General features: G+C 62.4%; 20 protein-coding genes. 2 read left to right on the forward strand and 18 right to left on the reverse strand.

Annotated features, from left to right (window positions below; translation table 11 throughout):
* Nucleotides 1-100: 100 nt before the first annotated feature.
* From ntrC to dusB, 3 genes are read right to left on the reverse strand one after another with little or no spacing between them, the layout of a single operon-like run.
* On the reverse strand, nt 101-1561 hold the full coding sequence (gene ntrC, locus X738_RS57835; RefSeq protein WP_023799224.1) for a nitrogen regulation protein NR(I): 1461 nt from the start codon (nt 1559-1561) through the stop codon (nt 101-103).
* Nucleotides 1558-2700: a two-component system sensor histidine kinase NtrB gene (locus X738_RS57840; protein WP_023799225.1), complete on the reverse strand. Its 1143-nt coding sequence runs from the start codon at nt 2698-2700 to the stop codon at nt 1558-1560. Before X738_RS57840 ends, ntrC begins: the two co-directional genes overlap by 4 nt.
* Nucleotides 2697-3725, reverse strand: coding sequence for a tRNA dihydrouridine synthase DusB (gene dusB, locus X738_RS57845; protein WP_023799226.1), 1029 nt, complete (start codon nt 3723-3725; stop codon nt 2697-2699). Before dusB ends, X738_RS57840 begins: the two co-directional genes overlap by 4 nt.
* Nucleotides 3726-3943: 218 nt before the next feature.
* Here dusB and X738_RS57850 point away from each other — a divergent pair, with 218 nt between their 5' ends.
* Together X738_RS57850 and X738_RS57855 are read left to right on the forward strand one after the other, a co-directional pair.
* Nucleotides 3944-5173, forward strand: coding sequence for a bifunctional 2-C-methyl-D-erythritol 4-phosphate cytidylyltransferase/2-C-methyl-D-erythritol 2,4-cyclodiphosphate synthase (locus tag X738_RS57850; protein ID WP_023799227.1), 1230 nt, complete (start codon nt 3944-3946; stop codon nt 5171-5173).
* On the forward strand, nt 5170-5679 hold the full coding sequence (locus tag X738_RS57855; protein ID WP_023799228.1) for a CinA family protein: 510 nt from the start codon (nt 5170-5172) through the stop codon (nt 5677-5679). Before X738_RS57850 ends, X738_RS57855 begins: the two co-directional genes overlap by 4 nt.
* On the opposite strand, the gene X738_RS57860 is transcribed toward X738_RS57855, so the two are convergent.
* The 15 genes from X738_RS57860 to X738_RS57930 form a co-directional block, all read right to left on the reverse strand.
* The gene (locus X738_RS57860) at nt 5655-6113 is read right to left on the reverse strand and encodes a type II toxin-antitoxin system RatA family toxin (protein ID WP_023799229.1); all 459 of its coding nucleotides are present in this window, start codon (nt 6111-6113) and stop codon (nt 5655-5657) included. The genes X738_RS57855 and X738_RS57860 overlap by 25 nt on opposite strands.
* Before the next feature lie 12 nt (nt 6114-6125).
* The gene (lipA, locus tag X738_RS57865) at nt 6126-7091 is read right to left on the reverse strand and encodes a lipoyl synthase (RefSeq protein ID WP_023799230.1); all 966 of its coding nucleotides are present in this window, start codon (nt 7089-7091) and stop codon (nt 6126-6128) included.
* Nucleotides 7092-7217: 126 nt separating this feature from the next.
* Nucleotides 7218-7475, reverse strand: a complete 258-nt coding sequence (locus X738_RS57870) for a GlsB/YeaQ/YmgE family stress response membrane protein (RefSeq protein WP_023799232.1) — start codon at nt 7473-7475, stop codon at nt 7218-7220.
* Between the two features lie 96 nt (nt 7476-7571).
* On the reverse strand, nt 7572-9035 hold the full coding sequence (gene lpdA / locus X738_RS57875; protein WP_023799233.1) for a dihydrolipoyl dehydrogenase: 1464 nt from the start codon (nt 9033-9035) through the stop codon (nt 7572-7574).
* A 19-nt stretch (nt 9036-9054) separates the two neighbouring features.
* On the reverse strand, nt 9055-9693 hold the full coding sequence (locus X738_RS57880) for an SGNH/GDSL hydrolase family protein (protein ID WP_023799234.1): 639 nt from the start codon (nt 9691-9693) through the stop codon (nt 9055-9057).
* A gap of 147 nt (nt 9694-9840) precedes the next feature.
* Nucleotides 9841-11250 carry a pyruvate dehydrogenase complex dihydrolipoamide acetyltransferase gene (locus tag X738_RS57885; protein ID WP_023799235.1) on the reverse strand — a complete coding sequence of 470 codons (1410 nt, stop codon included), beginning with the start codon at nt 11248-11250 and terminating at the stop codon, nt 9841-9843.
* Between the two features lie 101 nt (nt 11251-11351).
* Nucleotides 11352-12737 carry a pyruvate dehydrogenase complex E1 component subunit beta gene (locus X738_RS57890; protein ID WP_023799236.1) on the reverse strand — a complete coding sequence of 462 codons (1386 nt, stop codon included), beginning with the start codon at nt 12735-12737 and terminating at the stop codon, nt 11352-11354.
* A gap of 15 nt (nt 12738-12752) precedes the next feature.
* Nucleotides 12753-13799, reverse strand: a complete 1047-nt coding sequence (gene pdhA / locus X738_RS57895; protein ID WP_023799237.1) for a pyruvate dehydrogenase (acetyl-transferring) E1 component subunit alpha — start codon at nt 13797-13799, stop codon at nt 12753-12755.
* A 172-nt stretch (nt 13800-13971) separates the two neighbouring features.
* Complete coding sequence (locus X738_RS57900) at nt 13972-14295, reverse strand: FtsB family cell division protein (RefSeq protein WP_023799238.1); 324 nt, start codon at nt 14293-14295, stop codon at nt 13972-13974.
* 198 nt (nt 14296-14493) lie between these two features.
* Nucleotides 14494-15768: a phosphopyruvate hydratase gene (eno, locus tag X738_RS57905; protein WP_023799239.1), complete on the reverse strand. Its 1275-nt coding sequence runs from the start codon at nt 15766-15768 to the stop codon at nt 14494-14496.
* Between the two features lie 403 nt (nt 15769-16171).
* Nucleotides 16172-16537, reverse strand: a complete 366-nt coding sequence (locus X738_RS57910) for a PRC-barrel domain-containing protein (protein ID WP_023799241.1) — start codon at nt 16535-16537, stop codon at nt 16172-16174.
* Between the two features lie 97 nt (nt 16538-16634).
* Nucleotides 16635-16838 carry a dodecin family protein gene (locus tag X738_RS57915; RefSeq protein ID WP_023799242.1) on the reverse strand — a complete coding sequence of 68 codons (204 nt, stop codon included), beginning with the start codon at nt 16836-16838 and terminating at the stop codon, nt 16635-16637.
* A gap of 101 nt (nt 16839-16939) precedes the next feature.
* Nucleotides 16940-17770: a 3-deoxy-8-phosphooctulonate synthase gene (gene kdsA, locus X738_RS57920; RefSeq protein WP_023799243.1), complete on the reverse strand. Its 831-nt coding sequence runs from the start codon at nt 17768-17770 to the stop codon at nt 16940-16942.
* Nucleotides 17767-18678, reverse strand: a complete 912-nt coding sequence (locus X738_RS57925) for a VOC family protein (protein ID WP_031254930.1) — start codon at nt 18676-18678, stop codon at nt 17767-17769. The genes kdsA and X738_RS57925 overlap by 4 nt, the downstream gene beginning before the upstream one ends.
* 208 nt (nt 18679-18886) lie before the next feature.
* Nucleotides 18887-19177, reverse strand: coding sequence for a Dabb family protein (locus tag X738_RS57930; RefSeq protein WP_023799245.1), 291 nt, complete (start codon nt 19175-19177; stop codon nt 18887-18889).
* Nucleotides 19178-19273: the final 96 nt, after the last annotated feature.

Raw genomic sequence — 19273 nt, forward strand, 5'->3', positions numbered from 1 at the left:
GCCTGGACGGAACTGTTTCGGCGCTCGATCCCCCGGAAAAGGCTTCGCTCTGTCACACCGGCCCGAAATTCGGGATCGATTTGTTGAAAGAAAACGGCGCTTAAGCTTGCCTGGTCGATTTGTAGACGTTGACGCCGAGTTCGCGAATCTTCTTGCGCAGGGTGTTGCGGTTGAGCCCGAGGAGCTCCGCAGCCTTGATCTGGTTGCCGCGGGTTGCCGTCATCGAAGCAAGCACCAGCGGATATTCGACCTCGGAAAGGATACGCTGATAGAGGCCGGCGGGCGGCAAGTCGCCGGCGAACGACGCGAAATAGCGCTGCAGGAAATGTTCCACCGCCTGGCCGATGGACAGATCGTCGGGAATGAGGTTGCCGCCGCCGGGAACGACCGGCCTCTCGCCGGTCTTCAGTTCTGCCTCGATGACTTCGGCAGAAATCTCGTCCTGCGAATAGAGCGCGGCAAGTCTGCGGACAAGATTTTCGAGCTCGCGCACGTTGCCCGGCCACGGATAGCGCTTCATCAGCTCGATGCCGCCCGTGGAAATGCGCTTGGTCTGCAGGCCTTCGCTGGCGCCAAGCTTGAAGAAGTGCCGGACGAGATCCGGAACGTCCTCGGACCGCTCGCGCAGCGCCGGCAGCCTCAGCGGCACGACATTCAGGCGGTAGAACAGATCCTCGCGGAAAAGCCCTTGATTGATCAGCGTGCGCAGATCCTTGTTGGTGGCGGCGACGATGCGCACGTCGGTCTTGATCGGCGTGCGGCCGCCGACAGTGGTGTATTCGCCCTGCTGCAGGACACGCAGCAGGCGGGTCTGCGCCTCCATCGGCATGTCGCCGATCTCGTCAAGGAAGAGCGTGCCGCCTTCGGCCTGCTCGAAACGGCCGGTGGAGCGGTTCTGCGCGCCGGTGAAGGCGCCTTTCTCGTGCCCGAACAGTTCCGATTCGATCAGGTCGCGCGGGATCGCAGCCATGTTGATCGCAACGAAGGGGCCGCCGCGGCGGCGGCCATACTCGTGCAGCGCGCGCGCCACCAGTTCCTTGCCGGTGCCCGATTCGCCTGAAATCATCACCGTCAGGTCGGTCTGCATCATGCGCGCCAGCATGCGGTAGATATCCTGCATGGCGGCCGAGCGGCCAACCAGCGGCATGGTTTCCGGCGGCTCGTCCGCCCGCGCATCGATCTTCGGCCGTCGGGGCTCGGAAAGCGCCCGGTTGACGATGTTGAGTAGCTCGGTCAGGTCGAACGGTTTCGGCAGATATTCGTAGGCGCCGGTTTCGGAGGCGCGAATCGCGGTCATGAACGTGTTCTGGGCGCTCATGACGATGACGGGCAGTTCCGGCCGCGCCTTCTTGATGCGCGGCAGCATGTCGAAGGCGTTTTCGTCGGGCATAACCACGTCGGTGATGACGAGATCGCCCTCGCCCGCCGCCACCCAGCGCCACAGCGTCGAGGCGTTGGACGTCACGCGCACCTCATGGCCGACGCGCGAAAGCGCCTGATTGAGGACGGTGCGGATGGCCGCATCGTCGTCGGCGACGAGAATATTGCCGCGAACCGTCATTTGCGGTCTCCTTCGCCATCGTCGTCTGTGCCGAACGGCGTTTCTTTCCAGGCTGGCATCAGGATGCGGAAGGTGGTTGCGCGCGGCGTCGAATCGCATTCGATGATGCCGCCATGCTCGCCGACGATTTTCGCGACCAGCGCCAGACCAAGCCCCGACCCGTTCGGCTTGGTGGTGATGAAGGGGTCGAACAGGATCGGCAGGATATCTTCGGAGACGCCAGAACCGTTGTCGCGCACGCAGAATTCCAGCGGCAGCGACACGCGGCCCTGCGATCCCGGAACGGAAACACGGATGCCCGGCCGGAACGCGGTCGACAGGGTGATCTCGCCTTGCGGATCGCCGCCAATGGCCTCGGCCGCATTCTTGACCAGGTTGAGGAACACCTGGATGAGCTGGTCGCGGTTGGCGAAAACCGGAGGCAATGATGGATCATAATCCTCCAATATCTTGATCCGTTTGGCAAAACCGTTCTTGGCAATCGCCTTCACGTGGTCGAGCACGACATGGATGTTGACCGGATAGCGATCGACGGGCCGCTCGTCGGAAAACACCTCCATGCGATCGACGAGCGAGACGATGCGGTCGGTCTCGTCGGTGATCAGCCGGGTCAGCGCGCGATCCTCGTCGGAAGCCGACAATTCGAGCAGTTGGGCGGCGCCCCGGATGCCGGATAGCGGGTTCTTGATCTCGTGGGCAAGCATCGCGGCAAGGCCGGTCACCGAGCGTGCCGCACCGCGGTGCGTCATCTGCCGGTCGATCTTGTCGGCCATCGACCGTTCCTGGAACATCACCACGACGGAGCCCGGGAATTCCGACACCGGCGCGACATAGAGATCGACGACCTTCTCGATGCCGAGGCGCGGCGATGATACGTCGACCCTGTATTCGTTGACGGGTGCCCGGCGCTCGCGCACCTGGTCGACAAGCGTCAGCAACGGACTGCCGAATGGAATGAGCTTGGGTAATGTGTTGCGGGCGAGCATGGTCGCGCTCGAGCGGAAGAAATCCTCGGCATCGGCGTTGGCGAAGGTGATGAACCCTTCCGCATCGAGCATGATCACCGGGCGGCGGATGGTGTTGAGCACGATGTGTGCGGCGTCCGCCATGTCCATGTTCTGTGCAACGGTGGCATTCATGCTGCGCTCCGCAGGTTCATCGCCTCGGCAGCGCTTGAAAACACCTCACGCAACGCGGCGATGACGCGGACGGGTTCGAAGCAGGTAAGGATGGCCTTTCGCTGCTCATCAACGACGCCAGCGGCGTGGTGGTCGAGATACCAGCCAAGATGCTTGCGCGCCTGGCGCACGCCGCTTTCGATGCCGTAGAGCGACAGCATGTCCTGGTAGTGGGCAACGACGTAGTCGGCCAGCGCTTGCGGGCTTTCCGGCACACCGGGCGTCGCCTCTTTTGCCGCGCCTGCCGCGATGCTGCCTGCCGTCCATGGCACGCCGTAGTGCGCGCGGCCGATCATCACCGCGTCGGCGCCCGACTGGTCGAGGATCATTGCTGCCTCCGCCGGCGAGCCGACATCGCCATTGGCAACGACCGGGATCGAAACAGCCTGCTTTATGCGTGCGATGGCGCGCCAGTCGGCCTTGCCCTGGTAGAACTGGCAGCGCGTGCGGCCATGCACCGTCACCATCTGAACCCCCGCCTGCTCGGCGCGGCGCGCCAGAACAGGCGCATTGAGCGCGCTTTCGTCCCAGCCGAGCCGCATCTTGACCGTGACCGGCACCTCGACGGCGCCGACCACCGCCTCGATCAGCGACAAAGCGTGATCGAGATCGCGCATCAGCGCCGCACCGGCATAGCCGCCCGTCACCTTCTTGGCCGGGCAGCCCATGTTGATGTCGATGATGTCGGCGCCCTCGCCCGCGGCTATACGGGCGCCCTCTGCCATATGCACCGCCTCACGGCCGGCAAGCTGGACCATGTGCACCGGCAGCCCGGAATGGCGGATGCGCAGGTCGCAACCGGCTCTGCCCCTGGCAAGTTCGCCGCTCGCCACCATCTCCGACACCACCAACCCGGCGCCATGCGCATAGGCACGCTGCCGGAACGGCTCATCTGTTATGCCCGACATGGGCGCGAGAAAAGCGCGATTGCGGATTCTCACACGACCCACATCCAGCGGAGATGCCAATTTGGTCAGGTCAAGCATGCACAAAAACCAAGCATTTTTAATAGCTGCACATTCACTAGCCAGAATGGCGGCAATGTGCAACGCGCAATGACGTCGCATTAAGGCGCATTTGGGAAAATGCTGGCACTAGCCAAAGTGCGGTGCGTGTAGGGGACGCCATTGGCACTTTGCATCTGCGCATGATCTCTTCCGAAAAGCGATTCCACTTTTTGGGATGATGCGCTAAGCGTCTCGGCATGACAGACGCAAGCGAAAAGCAGGCTTTGGCTGCGGACGACAAGGTTGCCGTCGTTATCGTCGCCGCCGGCCGCGGCGCGCGCGCCGGTCAGGCCGACGGGCCGAAGCAATACCAAAGGATCGGCGGCCGTGCCGTCATCGCGCGCACATTGGACGTGTTTTTGGCGCATACGAAAATCGGTCCTGTCGTCGTCGCCATTCATGCCGACGACAGCGGGCTTTTTCGCAGCGCCGCTGGCGCCAACGCCGACCGGGTGGTCACGGTGACCGGCGGCGCGTCCAGACAGGACTCCGTCCGGCTCGGATTGCTTGCGCTGAGAGGCCATGCACCGCGCCGGGTTCTGGTCCATGACGCCGTCCGCCCGTTCGTCGACGCGGAATTGATAGACCGCACGATCGCCGCCATCGGCGAGCGCCAGGCAGCGCTGCCTGCCCTGCCCGTCGCCGATACGCTGAAACGCGAGTCGGCCGCGGGCATGATCGGCGAGACGGTTTCCAGGAACGGGCTTCATGCCGCGCAGACGCCGCAGGGCTTCCCGTTCTGGCCGATCCTGGCCGCCCATGAAAAGGCCCATCATCTGGGCAAGGCGGACTTCACCGACGATGCCGCGATTGCCGAATGGGCACATATTCCAGTGAAAATCGTCCCGGGCTCGCCGGACAATGTCAAACTCACCTGGGCAAGGGATATCTCGATGGCGGATCAGCGGCTTTCCGGCGAACGGCCGCGTTTTCCGGACATCCGCACCGGCAATGGCTACGACGTCCATGCCTTCGAGCCCGGCGACCATGTCGTCCTGTGCGGCGTCTCGATCCCGCACGACAAGAAACTGTCCGGCCATTCGGACGCCGATGTCGGCCTGCACGCCTTGACCGACGCGCTGCTCGCCACTTGCGGTGCCGGCGACATCGGCACGCATTTCCCGCCGTCGGACCCGCAGTGGAAAGGCGTGGCCTCGCGGATCTTCGTCGAACATGCGGCAGAACTGGTACGCGCGCGCGGCGGGCGCATCGCCAATGCCGACATCACGCTGATCTGCGAGGCGCCGCGCGTCGGCCCACATCGCGAAGCGATGACCGAAATCCTTTCGGCAATGCTGGCGATTTCCCGGGACCGCATCTCGATCAAGGCGACAACCAACGAAAAGCTCGGCTTTGTTGGACGCGAGGAAGGCATAGCCGCCATCGCCACCGCCAGCGTCGTGTTTCCAGGTGATGTCCCCGAATGAGCAACAGCGATCTCGCAGATGCTCTGCTTCAAGCCTGCCAACAGCGCGGCATCATGCTGGCGACGGCCGAGAGCTGCACCGGCGGCATGATCATCGCCGCCTTGACCGACATCGCCGGCTCTTCGACAGTGGTCGACCGGGGTTTCATCACCTATTCCAACGAGGCCAAGACTGAGATGCTCGGCGTTTCCGCCGCCACGCTCGAGGCGCACGGCGCGGTCTCACGGGAAACGGCGGTCGAGATGGCGGCCGGCGCCTTGGACCATTCGCGCGCCGGGCTAACTCTTGCCGTCACCGGCATTGCCGGTCCGGGCGGCGGCTCGACGGAAAAGCCCGTCGGCCTGGTCTGGTTCGGTATCGCCTTGACCGGCCGGCCGGTCGTCAGCGAATGCCAGTTGTTTGCCGACAAAGGCCGCAAGTTCATCCGCCGGGAGACCGTCAGACACGCGCTTGAACTGGGCTTGCGCGCGCTCGCTGCGGATCAGGCTGCCGGCGCTGCGCCATAGATGACGTCGGCGCGCTTCTCGAACGCCTCGGAAAACATGCGGAAGGCGCGATCGAACATCGCTCCCATCACCGCACCCAGAATACGACTCTTGAATTCGTAGTCGATGAAGAAGCAGACATTGCAGCCGCCGTCGGCCGGCTCGAAACGCCAGGCATTGCTCAGATATTTGAACGGACCGTCGATATATTTGACGTCGATGGCCTTCTCGTCAGGCTTTAGCAGCACCTGCGTGGTGAAAGTCTCGCGGATCGCCTTGTAGCCAATGCTCATGTCGGCGACGAGGAGGGTGCGTCCGTCGCGTTCCTTGCGCGAGCGAACCGTCAGCGCCTCGCAAAGCGGCAGGAATTGCGGATAGGATTCGACATCGGCGACCAGAGCGAACATCTGTTCCGGCGTATGCGCAACGCGGCGATGGGCTTCGAATTGTGGCATGAAACCAGTGTGTTAGGCGGACTTCTTGAGAAACGCTTCCCGTGCCGCGCGCAGCTTGGCGAAATCGTCGCCGGCGTGATGCGACGAACGCGTCAGCGGGCTCGATGCCACCAGCAGGAAGCCCTTGGTCTTGCCGATTGTCTCGAAGGACTTGAATTCCTCCGGCGTGACGAAACGGATCACCGGATGGTGCTTTTTCGATGGCTGCAGATACTGACCGATTGTCATGAAGTCGACATTGGCCGAACGCAGATCGTCCATCAATTGCAGGATCTCGTTCCGCTCCTCGCCAAGGCCAACCATGATGCCGGATTTGGTGAAGATCGAGGGATCGAGTTCCTTGACCCGCTGCAGCAGCCTGATCGAATGGAAATAGCGGGCGCCCGGCCGGACCGTCAGATAGTTCGACGGAACGGTCTCCAGATTGTGGTTGAACACATCAGGCTTGGCCGCCACCACGATCTCCAGCGCGCCGTCCTTGCGCAGGAAGTCGGGCGTCAGGATTTCGATCGTCGTCGAAGGCGTTGCCGCCCTGATGGCGCGGATGACCTCGGCAAAGTGCTGAGCGCCGCCATCGGCGAGATCGTCGCGGTCGACTGAGGTGATGACGACATGGGTTAGACCCATTTGCTTGACGGCGTGGGCGATGCGCGCCGGTTCATCGGGATCGAGCGCGGTCGGAATGCCGGTGGCGACGTTGCAGAAGGCGCAGGCGCGCGTGCAGATCTCGCCCATGATCATGAAGGTGGCGTGCTTCTTCTCCCAGCACTCACCGATATTGGGGCACCCGGCCTCTTCGCACACCGTCACCAGCCTGTGCGACTTCACGATGTCGCGCGTCTCGCCATAGCCTTTCGACATCGGCGCCTTGACGCGGATCCAGTCGGGCTTGCGCAGCACATCCTGGTCAGGCTTGTGCGCCTTTTCAGGATGCCGCAGGCGCGGCGCATTGGCGATCGTGTCGAGGACGGTGACCATCAGAAATCCAGTTCATTCGCGATCGCTTCCGGCGTTCGCTTTCCATCTAGGACTTTTCGCTGCAAAGAAAAAGGCCGCGGCGACGCATGCCGCCACAGCCGTTTTCGCATGGCAAGAGTTCAGCAACTAACGACGCACCATGCGCCCTGCCAAGATCAGCAGGCAGGCGCCAACGAAACCGGTGATCAGATAGGCGATCCAGCCGGTGCCGAAGGCGCCGATGTTGAGCGCCTGCAGGATGGCATTCAGCACGATCGCGCCGACGATGCCCAGAACGATGTTCATCAAGATGCCCATGTTGCTTTTCATGAACATCTCGGCAAGCCAGCCCGCCAGCCCGCCGATGATGATGGCTGCGATCCAGCCCACGCCATTCACGTCCATATGCCCTCTCCTCTGGTGATAAATGCATCCGGAAACGAATTACCTTACGGTTGAGTTCCTTGGCTCTCACCTTTTGAGTCTCACGCGGTCAATTTATCACGCGTTGAGCGCGCGGCCATAGGCGTCGAGCACGCTTTCCTTCATCATCTCCGACAGCGTCGGGTGCGGGAAGATCGTGTGCATCAGTTCTTCCTCGGTGGTCTCCAGGTTCATCGCCACGACAAAGCCCTGGATCAGCTCGGTCACTTCGGCACCGACCATATGCGCGCCGAGCAACTGCCCGGTCTTCCTGTCGAAGATGGTTTTTACGAAACCCTGGTCCTCGCCGAGCGCGATGGCCTTGCCGTTGGCGGCGAACTGGAAGCGGCCGACGCGGATGTCCTTGCCTTCGGCCTTGGCTTTCGCTTCGGTCAACCCGACGGAAGCAACCTGCGGGTTGCAATAGGTGCAGCCCGGAATTTTCAGTTTGTCAGTGGCGTGCACGCCGGGGACGTTGGCGATCTTCTCCACGCAGACCACGCCTTCATGCTCGGCCTTGTGGGCGAGCATAGGCGGGCCGGCAACGTCGCCGATAGCATAGATGCCGGGCACATTGGTGCTGCCGTAGCCGTCGACGACGACGCAGCCGCGATCGGTCTTCACGCCGAGCGCCTCGAGGCCGAGATTCTCGATATTGCCCTGCACGCCGACGGCCGAGATCATCCGGTCGGCGGTGATCTTCTCGACCTTGCCGTCCTTCATCTCGACATGCGCGGTTACCGAGTTCGCAGCTTTTTCGACCTTGGTGACTTTCGCATCGAGGATGATCTTCATGCCTTGCTTCTCGAACTGCTTTTGCGCGAATTTCGAGACCTCTGCGTCCTCGACCGGCATCACCGCCGGCAGCAACTCAACCACCGTCACCTCCGCGCCCATGGTGCGGTAGAATGAGGCGAATTCGATGCCGATTGCGCCCGAACCCATCACCAGCAGCGATTTCGGCATCTCCTTCGGCACCATCGCTTCGAAATAGGTCCAGATCAGCTTGCCGTCGGGCTCGATGCCGGGCAGCGCCCGCGGCCTGGCGCCGGTCGCCAGGATGATGTGCTTGGCGGTGTAGGTGCCCTCGCCCTTGACGCCCTTGGGCGCCGGCGGCTGAGGCTCCATCGGCTTCTTCGACGATTTCGACACGACGATCTCGCCCGGTCTGTCGCCGGAAGCCGCTTTGGACAGCCTGGCTTCGCCCCAGATGACATCGACCTTGTTCTTCTTCATCAGGAAGGCGACGCCGCCGTTCAGCCGCAGCGAGACCTTTCGCGAGCGGTCGACCACGGCAGCGGTATCGACGCTGACCTTGCCGTCGATCTTCAAGCCGTAGTCCTTCAAATGATCCGAATAGTGCATGATCTCGGCCGAACGCAGCAGCGCCTTGGTCGGGATGCAACCCCAGTTGAGGCAGATGCCGCCGAGATGCTCGCGCTCGACGATCGCTGTCTTGAACCCGAGTTGGGCGGAACGCACCGCCGTGACATAGCCGCCGGGGCCGGAGCCGATGATGATGACGTCGTAGTTCTCAGCCACGGATTTCTCCCATGATTCTCTAGAGTTCCAGCATGACGCGCACGATTGGCGCCAATGCCTGCCCGATTTTGCGCGTGTTCTCTGCGTCGAGATGGACGCCGTCGAGTGGCGTGGTCTCGGCCACCGAGCCGGCATCGAAGAAGCCGCAGCCGACCTCGTCGGCAAGGACGGAAAATTGTGGCGCCAGCCGCTTCGACGCTTCATCGCCGCCGGCGAACATTTCTTTGAATTCGGCGTTTTCCGTGCGGCTGACGGCGGGCGGCGCGACGATCAGGATTTGCGGCGACGGCCAATCGAACGGGTAGTCGTGACCGCGCACGATGTCGATCAGGCGCTGCATGCCTTGCTTGGCGGCGACCGGATTGCCGTGAATCCACGGCTTCATGTCGTTGGCGCCGAGCATAATGATGACCAGGTCGATCGGCGCATGCGTCATCAGGATCGTCGGCAGCACTCTTGCGCCGTTACGGTCGGCGCCGGCCAGATGGTCGTCGAAAGCCGTTGTGCGGCCGTTCAAGCCTTCGGCGATGACCTCGATACCGCCTCCCAACGTCGCCTGCAGCACACTCGGCCAGCGGTCGTTGAGCGGGTGACGATCCAGACTTGCCGCATCATAGCCCCAGGTGAGCGAATCGCCGTAGCAAAGGACTGTTTTCATGCGTTTGCCCCACTCCGGTCGAAATTCGCCTGCGCGCGCCTCACCCGCCAACCCACGAACAGCCAATGCACGACGATCGTTGCGACGCTGGAAAGGCTGAAGGCAAAAAGGCTGGTGAAGAGTTTTTCCGCACCCCCTCCTTCCTTTCTAGACCAGCATGCCCATCGGGTTTTCGATCATGCGTTTGAAGGCGACAAGGAGTTCGGCGCCGAGCGCCCCGTCGACGGCGCGGTGATCGGTCGACAATGTCACCGACATGATTGTCGCTGTTCTGATCTCACCGTTCTTGACCACCGCGCGCTCCTCGCCGGCGCCGACCGCCAGGATCGTCGCATGCGGCGGGTTGATGACGGCGGCAAAGTCCTTGATGCCGAACATGCCGAGATTGGACACCGCCGTGGTGCCGCCCTGGTATTCTTCCGGCTTCAGCTTGCGGCTGCGCGCGCGGCTGGCAAGATCCTTCATCTCGTTGGAGATGACCGACAGCGTCTTTTCGTCGGCGCGCCGGATGATCGGCGTGATCAGCCCGCCGGGGATCGACACGGCGACACCGACGTCGGCATGCTTGTGCTTGACCATGGCGCTCTCGGTCCATGACGCATTGGCATCCGGCACCGCCATCAGCGCCATTGCCATCGCTTTGATGATCATGTCGTTGACCGACAGCTTGTAGGCCGGCGCCTCACCCTTGTCGGTCTTCTTCACCGGGGCGGCCGCATTGAGCTGCGCGCGCAGGGCCAGAAGCGCATCAAGCTCGCAGTCGAGCGTCAGGTAGAAGTGCGGGATGGTGGTCGTGGCCTCGACCAGCCGGCGCGCAATGGTCTTGCGCATGTTGTCATGCGGGACAAGCTCGTAAGAGCCGTCGGCAAACAGTTTCAGCACCTGGTCGTCCGACATTGGCTTGGCTGCGGCCGCCGGAGCCGGAGCGCCGGCAGGTGCGGCTTTCGCGGCGGGTGCCGCCTTGGCGCCGCCGCTGGAAATCGCTGCGTCGACATCGGCCTTGACCACGCGCCCATGCGGGCCGGAGCCGGTCACGGCGGAGACATCGACACCGGCTTCCCGGGCGATGCGACGGGCCAGCGGCGAGGCGAAGGTGCGACCGTCCGACTGGCTGATCTCCCCCCTTGTGGGGGAGATGGCCGGCAGGCCAGAGGGGGGCGCCTCGTTCCTTGCCGCTGGCGGGACAGCGCCCCCCTCTGTCGACTTCGTCGACATCTCCCCCACGGGTGGGGAGATTGGCGCCTTATCCTGTTTTGCCTCGGCCTTTGCCGGCGCAGCGCCGTCGCCGCTTTTCGCGGCAGCCGCCGCATCTTCACCTTCGGCCGCGAGCACGGCGATCAGCGCGTTGACCTTGACGCCTTCGGTGCCGGCTGGAACCACCAGCTTGGCCACCGTGCCCTCATCGACAGCTTCGACTTCCATCGTCGCCTTGTCGGTCTCGATCTCGGCGATCACATCGCCCGGCGAAACCTTGTCGCCCTCCTTGACCAGCCACTTGGCAAGATTGCCCTCTTCCATCGTGGGCGACAGGGCCGGCATGGTGATGTTGATCGGCATAGGTATTCTTCTCCCAAGCGAAATGCGTTCACCGTGTCAGCAGCGCTATACAGATAGCGAAAGAGTCTCTCTCGCAGTCGCCACCGGATCCTCCCCATTCATCAGCGATATGTGACGGCCTTGACCGCCTCGACGACCTCGCCGACATTGGGCAGCGCCAGCTTTTCGAGGTTTGCCGCATAGGGCATCGGCACGTCCTTGCCGGCAATGGTGATGACCGGCGCGTCGAGGAAATCGAAGGCGCGCTGCGACACCTGGCTGGCGATGTGGTCGCCGACCGAGCTCTGCGGGAATCCTTCCTCCACCACCACGAGACGATTGGTCTTCTTGACCGAGGCGATGATGGTGTCGAAATCGAGAGGGCGGATGGTCCTGAGGTCGATGATCTCGGCATCGATGCCCATGCCACGCAATTCGGCCTCTGCCTTCACCGTGTAGCTCATGCCGATGCCGAAAGAGACGATGGTGACATCCTTGCCCGACTTGTGGATGCGCGCCTTGCCGATCGGCAGCACGAAATCGTCGATCTTCGGCACATCGAAGGACTGGCCGTAGAGGATTTCGTTCTCGAGGAAGATGACCGGGTTCGGGTCACGGATCGCGGCCTTCAGCAATCCCTTGGCGTCGGCGGCGGTGTAGGGCATCACCACTTTGAGGCCGGGAATGTGGCTGTACCAGGCGGCATAGCACTGTGAGTGCTGGGCGGCGACGCGGGCGGCCGCGCCGTTTGGCCCGCGGAAGACGATGGGCGCGCCCATCTGGCCGCCGGACATATAGAGCGTCTTGGCGGCAGAGTTGATGATATGATCTATCGCCTGCATGGCGAAGTTGAAGGTCATGAACTCGACGATCGGCCTCAGGCCGGCCATCGCCGCGCCAACACCGACGCCGGCAAAACCGTGCTCGGTGATCGGTGTGTCGACGACGCGACGCGCCCCGAATTCCTGCAGCAGCCCTTGCGTGATCTTGTAAGCGCCCTGGTACTCGGCGACCTCCTCGCCCATCACGAAGACGTCTGCGTCACGGCGCATTTCCTCGGCCATCGCGTCACGCAGCGCTTCGCGCACCGTGGTCGAGACCATCTCCGTGCCGGCCGGGATGTCGGGATCGGCGGCGATTTCGGTTCTCGGCGCCGCGGCGACAGGTGCTGCGCCCTCGCTTTTGGCCGCAGCAGGCGCTGGCGCTGCAGTTTCCGCCTTGGCAGGTTCCTCGCCGATGCCTTCGCCTGCCTTGTCGATGTCTTCACCATCAACGGCGAGCACGGCGATCAGCGTGTTGACCTTGACACCTTCGGTGCCGGCAGGAACCACGATCTTGGCTAGCGTGCCTTCGTCGACGGCCTCGACTTCCATCGTCGCCTTATCGGTTTCGATCTCGGCGATCACATCACCAGCGACAACCTTATCGCCCTCTTTCTTCAACCATTTGGAAACATTGCCCTCTTCCATAGTCGGCGAGAGAGCGGGCATGAGAATTTCGATCGGCATGGCCTTGCCCTCTCGTTACAGTACGATATCGGTCCAGAGCTCGGACGGATCCGGCTCTGCGTCGTTCTGGGCAAATTCGGCGGCGTCGGCGACAATGTCGCGGACCTCCTTGTCGACCGCTTTGAGCTCGTCCTCATCAGCCCACTTCTTGTCGAGCAGGCGCGCCTTGACCTGCTCGATCGGGTCGCGCTCGGAGCGCATCTTCTGCACTTCTTCCTTGGAGCGGTATTTTGCCGGATCGGACATCGAGTGGCCGCGGTAGCGATAGGTCTGCATTTCGAGAATCAGCGGCCCCTTGCCGTCACGGCACCATTCGGTGGCGAGATCGCCGGCTGCCTTGACTGCACGGACGTCCATGCCATCGACCTGGATGCCCGGAATCTTGAAGGAGGCGCCGCGGTGCGAAAAATCCGTCTCGGCCGACGAACGCGTTACCGAGGTGCCCATGGCATAGCGGTTGTTCTCGATGATGAAGATCACCGGCAGCTTCCACAGCGAGGCCATGTTGAAGCTCTCATAGACCTGGCCCTGATTGGCGGCGCCGTCGCCGAAATAGGTCAGTGTCACATTGTTGTTGCCACGATAGCGATTGGCGAAGGCGAGGCCGGTGCCGAGCGAAACCTGCGCGCCGACAATGCCGTGGCCGCCGTAAAAATGCTTCTCCTTGGAGAACATGTGCATGGAGCCGCCCTTGCCCCTGGACAGGCCGCCGCGGCGCCCGGTCAATTCGGCCATGACGCCGCGCGGCGACAGTTCCATCGCCAGCATGTGACCATGGTCGCGGTAGGCGGTGATCATCTGGTCGCCGTCGATCAGCGCCATCTTCATGCCGGTGACAACTGCTTCCTGGCCGATATAGAGGTGGCAGAAGCCGCCGATGAAGCCCATGCCGTAGAGCTGGCCGGCCTTTTCCTCGAAGCGGCGGATCAGCAGCATGCGCCGGTAGGCGTCAAGCTCCTCATCCTTGGTGAAGTCGACAGGTTTGGGGGCTGAAAGCCCTGCCGATTTGCCGTCGGATTTGGGTTTGGTTTTGGCAGGCGCTTTTCTGGCGGCGGTGGCCATTCATCACTCCCTGTTGGCGTCTCTTGCGGACACTGAGGGAGATCAGTTCTCCCCACCGATTTGGCAAAGGCTAACACGCGGGAAAGCGTTTCGCCATGCTGAAAAATGCATGGCTGACATGCGTCTAAGCGATTAAAATCGTTGAAAATATCGGCGATTAACTTGAATTCGGTTATCTTGCCGTTGCCGGCAACATGATGGTGATTTCGTCGGCGTGGGACACATTGAGCGCCTTGCGCGCCTGCTCGTCGAGCATGTCCTTCTCCAGCGTGCCCTGATGCATGAGCTGAACACGCCGCTGCAGATCGAGCCGGCGCGCCTTGACGGCATCGAGCTTACCTTGCAGGTCGACGGCTTCGGCTTGCAACCGGTATTTGGAATAGATGCCGAATTCGCCGTGGTAGGCATGAAAGCCGAAATAGGCGAGGAACGCCACGCAGAGCGAGGGGATGATCAGCCGACCGGTATTTCTCTGCTTGTGCTGACGTGTCCACATGACCCAAATCCCTTAGAGCGCCGCGCGCGCCTGGACGCGCAAAGGGCACTCTAACCACTCTGCGACCTAGCCCTTTCTCGCCCGATTGTGCTTAATGGACGGTTACGGACGACCGGATCTGGCGTGTTGAAACAAAAAAGGCGAGAATGCCCCGCCCTTTCGTTTTCGGATTTTCTGGGTTTTAGGATTTTCTGCGGCTCAGCCCTTCACGATCGACTTGCCGGCGTAGAGCGCCTGCTTGCCGAGCTCTTCCTCGATGCGGATGAGCTGATTGTACTTGGCCATGCGATCCGACCGCGACAGCGAACCCGTCTTGATCTGCCCGCAATTGGTGGCGACGGCGAGATCGGCGATGGTCGAATCTTCGGTTTCGCCCGAGCGGTGCGACATGACCGCGGTGTAGCCGGCTTTGTGCGCGGTCTCGACGGCATCGAGCGTTTCGGTCAGTGAGCCGATCTGGTTGACCTTGACCAGGATAGAATTGGCGACGCCCATGCGGATACCGTCGCGCAGCCGGGCCGTATTGGTGACGAACAGATCGTCGCCGACCAGCTGGGTCTTGTTGCCGATGAGGTCGGTCAGCGTTTTCCAGCCGTCCCAGTCGTCTTCGGCCAGCCCATCCTCGATGGTGATAATCGGATAGTCCGCGGCGAGCTTGGCCAGATACTTGGCCTGGGTCTTCGGATCGCGGGTCTTTTTCTCGCCTTCATAGACGTAGTTGCCGTCCTTGAAGAATTCGGTCGCGGCGCAGTCGAGGCCGAGCGCAACCTCTTCGCCCGGCTTGAAGCCGGCCTTCTCGATCGATTCCATGATGAAATCGAGCGCTGCGGGCGCGCTTTTCAAGTTAGGAGCGAAGCCACCCTCGTCGCCGACATTGGTGTTGTGGCCGGCGTCCTTCAGCCGCTTCCTCAGCGTATGGAAAATTTCCGAACCCCAGCGCAAGCCGTCACGCAGTGTCGGCGCACCGATCGGCAGGATCATGAATTCCTGGAAATCGATCGGGTTGTCGGCATGGGCGCCACCGTTGATGATGTTCATCATCGGCACCGGAAGCACATGCGCCTTGGTGCCGCCGACATAGCGGTAGAGCGGCAGGCCAGCCGCTTCCGCCGCAGCCTTGGCCACCGCCAGCGACACGCCAAGGATCGCATTGGCGCCGAGGCGGCTCTTGTTGGGTGTGCCGTCGAGCTCGATCATGGTCTGGTCGATGTGGATCTGGTTCTCGGCTTCCATCCCGCCGATCGCCTCGAACAGCTCGCCATTGACGGCCTCTACCGCCCGCAGGACGCCCTTGCCGAGGTAGCGGGCGCCGCCGTCGCGCAGCTCGACCGCCTCATGCGCGCCGGTCGAGGCGCCGGAAGGCACCGCAGCGCGGCCCATCGAGCCGTCTTCGAGCACGACGTCGACCTCGACGGTCGGGTTTCCGCGGCTGTCCAGGATTTCGCGCCCGACAATGTCGATGATGGCAGTCATTGCGATGTCCCCGATTGATCTGACGAAGCGTCGCGCACGTCTTAGCCAAAGTGCCGCAAAACGCAATCGGGGCGTCCGCAAATAGTGCCGCCACTTCCGCCACATCGAATCACGAAGCACAAATTGCTGTCATCATAAGTCATGTCAGTCATAGGCCTTGGCGGCATGCGGCTTTCTGGTTTATGCTCACAGCTGCGCGGGGCGAAACAGGAGGAGTTTCGCCATGTCTCAGTTGAGCGGTATTGTGAGTTTGTTCCTGATCGCGGCGGCGTTTTTGACGTCGTGTGACACTCAGCAGCCTCAACAGGGCGCGGTAGAGTTGTCCACCCTTGCAGCGGAGTAGATATCCCAGAGAAAAGGCCCCCGGTTCAACCGGGGGCCTTTTGATTCCGGCAGAGCAAGATCAATGCCAATAAGGCTCGACCCTGTAGTAACTGTATGAAGCATCACGCGCGGCCTCGCCGTCGGCGCCCGTCAATTCGTTGATCGAATAGGCGGGAGCTGCCTTCAGTTGCTCCTTGGTGAACGGCACGACATAGCCGCCCTTGTTCTCGTCATAGTCGAGGCTCGCCCACGGAATGGCGTGGTATTTCTCGCCGATGCCGAGAAATCCGCCAAAGCCGATCACGGCAAACATGATTCCATTCGACAATTTGTCGAGCATGACATCCTCGATGTCGCCGATGTGCGTGCCTTCCGTGTTGTAGACGGAAGTGCCGATCACCCGCGAGGCAGCGATGGCTTCAGTGTGTCCTGTCTGGGTTGTCATGATGTGCTCCTCTTGTCGTTCACTTCAGCTTCGACAATGAGGAGAGGGCTGCGAAGGTTCCAGACTTTTATGGACGCGGTCATACGTACAGGGCTGATCACTCAGCGAGGATGAAGGTGACCTTCATGTTGACGCGGTAGGCGGAGATCGTGCCGTTCTCGACGACGACCTTCTGGTCCTGGATCCAGGCGCCTTCGACGTTCTTCAATGTCTTTGCGGCGCGGGCAATCCCCTGTTCGATGGCGTCCTGAAAACTCTTATTCGACGATGATGTGATTTCGGTGACGCGGGCGACGGACATGGCTTCCTCCTCCAAGGCACTCGGTTGCCTGGGCAGCGTACAACTGGCGCCTGTTGATCACAAGTTTCGGGTCGGACTTAGGGCTGGGCCGCTGAACTTGCTCAGCCCTTGGCGACGCGATCGAATGCCATCAGCCTTTCAAGCAGCGCCCGAAGGTCCTTCAGCGGCACCATGTTGGGACCGTCGGAGGGGGCGTTGTCGGGATCCTGATGCGTCTCGATGAAGACGCCGGCGACACCGACCGCAACCGCGGCGCGCGCCAGCGTCTCGACGAAGCGCCGATCGCCGCCTGACGAGCCGCCCTGCCCGCCCGGCTGCTGCACCGAATGCGTGGCGTCGAAAATCACCGGCGCGCCGATCTCGGCCATGATCGGCAGGGCGCGCATATCGGACACCAGCGTGTTGTAGCCGAAGGACGCGCCGCGCTCGGTGACCAGCACATTGGCGTTGCCGGAACCGGTGACCTTGGCGACGACGTTCTTCATGTCCCACGGCGCGAGGAACTGGCCCTTCTTCACATTGACGACCTTGCCGGTTCTTGCCGCCGCGATCAGCAGATCGGTCTGGCGGCTGAGGAAAGCCGGAATCTGCAGGATATCGACATGCGGCGCCACGAGCGCGCACTGTTCCTCGGTGTGGATATCGGTCAGGATCGGCAGCGAAAACGCCTTGCGCAAATCGTCGAAGACGGGCAGCGCCGCATCGAGCCCGGCGCCGCGCGTGCCGCCAAGCGAGGTGCGGTTGGCCTTGTCGTAACTGGTCTTGTAGACGAGGCCCAGCCCGAGCTTCTCGGTCAGTTCCTTCAGCGCGCCAGCCATGTCGAAGGCGTGCTGGCGCGATTCAAGCTGGCACGGGCCGGCAATCAGCGACAGCGGCGCGCTGTTGCCAAAGACGACATTGCCGACGGTTACGGACGAATTGGGCTTGCTCATGCTTTCTCCTGGAAAACGAAGGCCGCACCCTGCCCGGATGCCGGCCGCACGACAATATCATCGCCGCGTATGTCATGTTCGACGGAACTTGCTGCAAGCAGCCTGGCGACCGTGTCGGCGGAACCAACTGAAAAGACGATCGCCGCGAAGCGGAGGTCCGATGGCGCGCCGGCAGGTATGCCGAAGCGCGTTTCGAAGGCGGCGGGGTCAAGCAGGGTCAAGGTCGCGTTCGGCAGGTCAAGCGCGGTGCTGCTCCCCTGCCCGGTCGCCGGACTGCGCGTCGCGATCGAAATCAATCGGTGCTGTTCGGCTGGCTCGGTGCTGACCGCCACGACTTCGATGATGCCGGTTGCGCCATTGGCGTGGACCTGCAGCGCGCTCCGGTCCACTTTCGGCGCATTGATCCGCTCGCAGGCAAACAGGAATGCATCCGTCGCCCCGGTGCCGGAGGCGAAGGCCAGTTTGAACGATGCCGTGTCGCTGTTTCCCGCCGAGTCGGTGAAGGCGCGCGAAAGGCTCAGCATGTCTCCAGCCGACAGGCCGGCTTCGACATAGCGTGCGTGGTCGGCATCGGCATTCTGGGTGCCCAGGACAAGGGCGGAAAATCCCTCATTGCCGCAGCTGTCGCGATAGGCACGATCGCGCGCGACGAAGACGTTGCCGTCAGCGACCGCTTTCGCCGCCGCTTGCGCATTGCCCACTGCCAGCAGCTCGAGATAGGTGCCGTCCTCAAGGAAGACGCAGCAGTTTTCCGTGCCGAAAGGATGGATGCCGGTCGGCGCCACAACAAAGCCAAGCGAAACCAGCCGCGCCCGCGCCACGTCGAGGCTCGCGGTCGGCAGCACAAGATGGTCAAGCGGACAAGCGCCGGGCGGATAAGCGCCGGGCGAATGAGGGCGTGCTGGCATCGTCTCGGTCATGCCGGCGCGGTGTGCATCATTCCGGAAGTTGGTTCAAGGGCCCTCGCCTGACGCGCAGGGATTTCATGGCGGCAGCGGACGTCGCGATGGCTGTTCTTGGCCACGCTGCCTAGGCGACGCGCGAAAGCGGCAGGGCGCTGATCCGACCGAACCAATGGCCGCAGACGGGTGCGCTCCTGCTTCGGTCAGTTTCCCTTCAAGTCGCAGCCACAATGTCCGCCGAATAGCGCAATTCGCGCAGCGGTTTGACCTGGCTGGTTGTCTCGGCATAGAGCGGATGCGCCTTGTAGGCGGCCAGAGCGGCGTCATCCTCGAACTCGGCATAGACGACCACGTCGATCTCGTCCGAAAGCGGGTCGACCTTGCTGTTGAGCGTCACCTCGAACTGACGGGAATGGGGGATGTTGCCCAGCGCCAGCAAGCCCGTGCGTACGGCCTCGACATCCTCTTTGTGCCGTGCGCTGAAGAAAACGATATGCCGGATCAACCCCAGCCTCCTCGATCGATGTGCAGGCATGTTTTGTGTGGGCGACACGATCGCGTCAATCGGCAACGATGTCGCGGCACCAACGCGTTGGGGCGA

Source organism: Mesorhizobium sp. L48C026A00 (assembly GCF_000502375.1).
Classification (GTDB): Bacteria; Pseudomonadota; Alphaproteobacteria; order Rhizobiales; family Rhizobiaceae; genus Mesorhizobium; species Mesorhizobium muleiense.

Coding starts and splice junctions, on each gene's coding strand:
- ntrC (WP_023799224.1), bottom strand. CDS start 1,561: ATGACGGTTCGCGGCAATATTCTCGTCGCCGACGACGATGCGGCCATC.
- X738_RS57840 (WP_023799225.1), bottom strand. CDS start 2,700: ATGAATGCCACCGTTGCACAGAACATGGACATGGCGGACGCCGCACAC.
- dusB (WP_023799226.1), bottom strand. CDS start 3,725: ATGCTTGACCTGACCAAATTGGCATCTCCGCTGGATGTGGGTCGTGTG.
- X738_RS57850 (WP_023799227.1), top strand. CDS start 3,944: ATGACAGACGCAAGCGAAAAGCAGGCTTTGGCTGCGGACGACAAGGTT.
- X738_RS57855 (WP_023799228.1), top strand. CDS start 5,170: ATGAGCAACAGCGATCTCGCAGATGCTCTGCTTCAAGCCTGCCAACAG.
- X738_RS57860 (WP_023799229.1), bottom strand. CDS start 6,113: ATGCCACAATTCGAAGCCCATCGCCGCGTTGCGCATACGCCGGAACAG.
- lipA (WP_023799230.1), bottom strand. CDS start 7,091: ATGGTCACCGTCCTCGACACGATCGCCAATGCGCCGCGCCTGCGGCAT.
- X738_RS57870 (WP_023799232.1), bottom strand. CDS start 7,475: ATGGACGTGAATGGCGTGGGCTGGATCGCAGCCATCATCATCGGCGGG.
- X738_RS57880 (WP_023799234.1), bottom strand. CDS start 9,693: ATGAAAACAGTCCTTTGCTACGGCGATTCGCTCACCTGGGGCTATGAT.
- X738_RS57885 (WP_023799235.1), bottom strand. CDS start 11,250: ATGCCGATCAACATCACCATGCCGGCCCTGTCGCCCACGATGGAAGAG.
- X738_RS57890 (WP_023799236.1), bottom strand. CDS start 12,737: ATGCCGATCGAAATTCTCATGCCCGCTCTCTCGCCGACTATGGAAGAG.
- pdhA (WP_023799237.1), bottom strand. CDS start 13,799: ATGGCCACCGCCGCCAGAAAAGCGCCTGCCAAAACCAAACCCAAATCC.
- X738_RS57900 (WP_023799238.1), bottom strand. CDS start 14,295: ATGTGGACACGTCAGCACAAGCAGAGAAATACCGGTCGGCTGATCATC.
- eno (WP_023799239.1), bottom strand. CDS start 15,768: ATGACTGCCATCATCGACATTGTCGGGCGCGAAATCCTGGACAGCCGC.
- X738_RS57910 (WP_023799241.1), bottom strand. CDS start 16,537: ATGACAACCCAGACAGGACACACTGAAGCCATCGCTGCCTCGCGGGTG.
- X738_RS57915 (WP_023799242.1), bottom strand. CDS start 16,838: ATGTCCGTCGCCCGCGTCACCGAAATCACATCATCGTCGAATAAGAGT.
- kdsA (WP_023799243.1), bottom strand. CDS start 17,770: ATGAGCAAGCCCAATTCGTCCGTAACCGTCGGCAATGTCGTCTTTGGC.
- X738_RS57925 (WP_031254930.1), bottom strand. CDS start 18,678: ATGCCAGCACGCCCTCATTCGCCCGGCGCTTATCCGCCCGGCGCTTGT.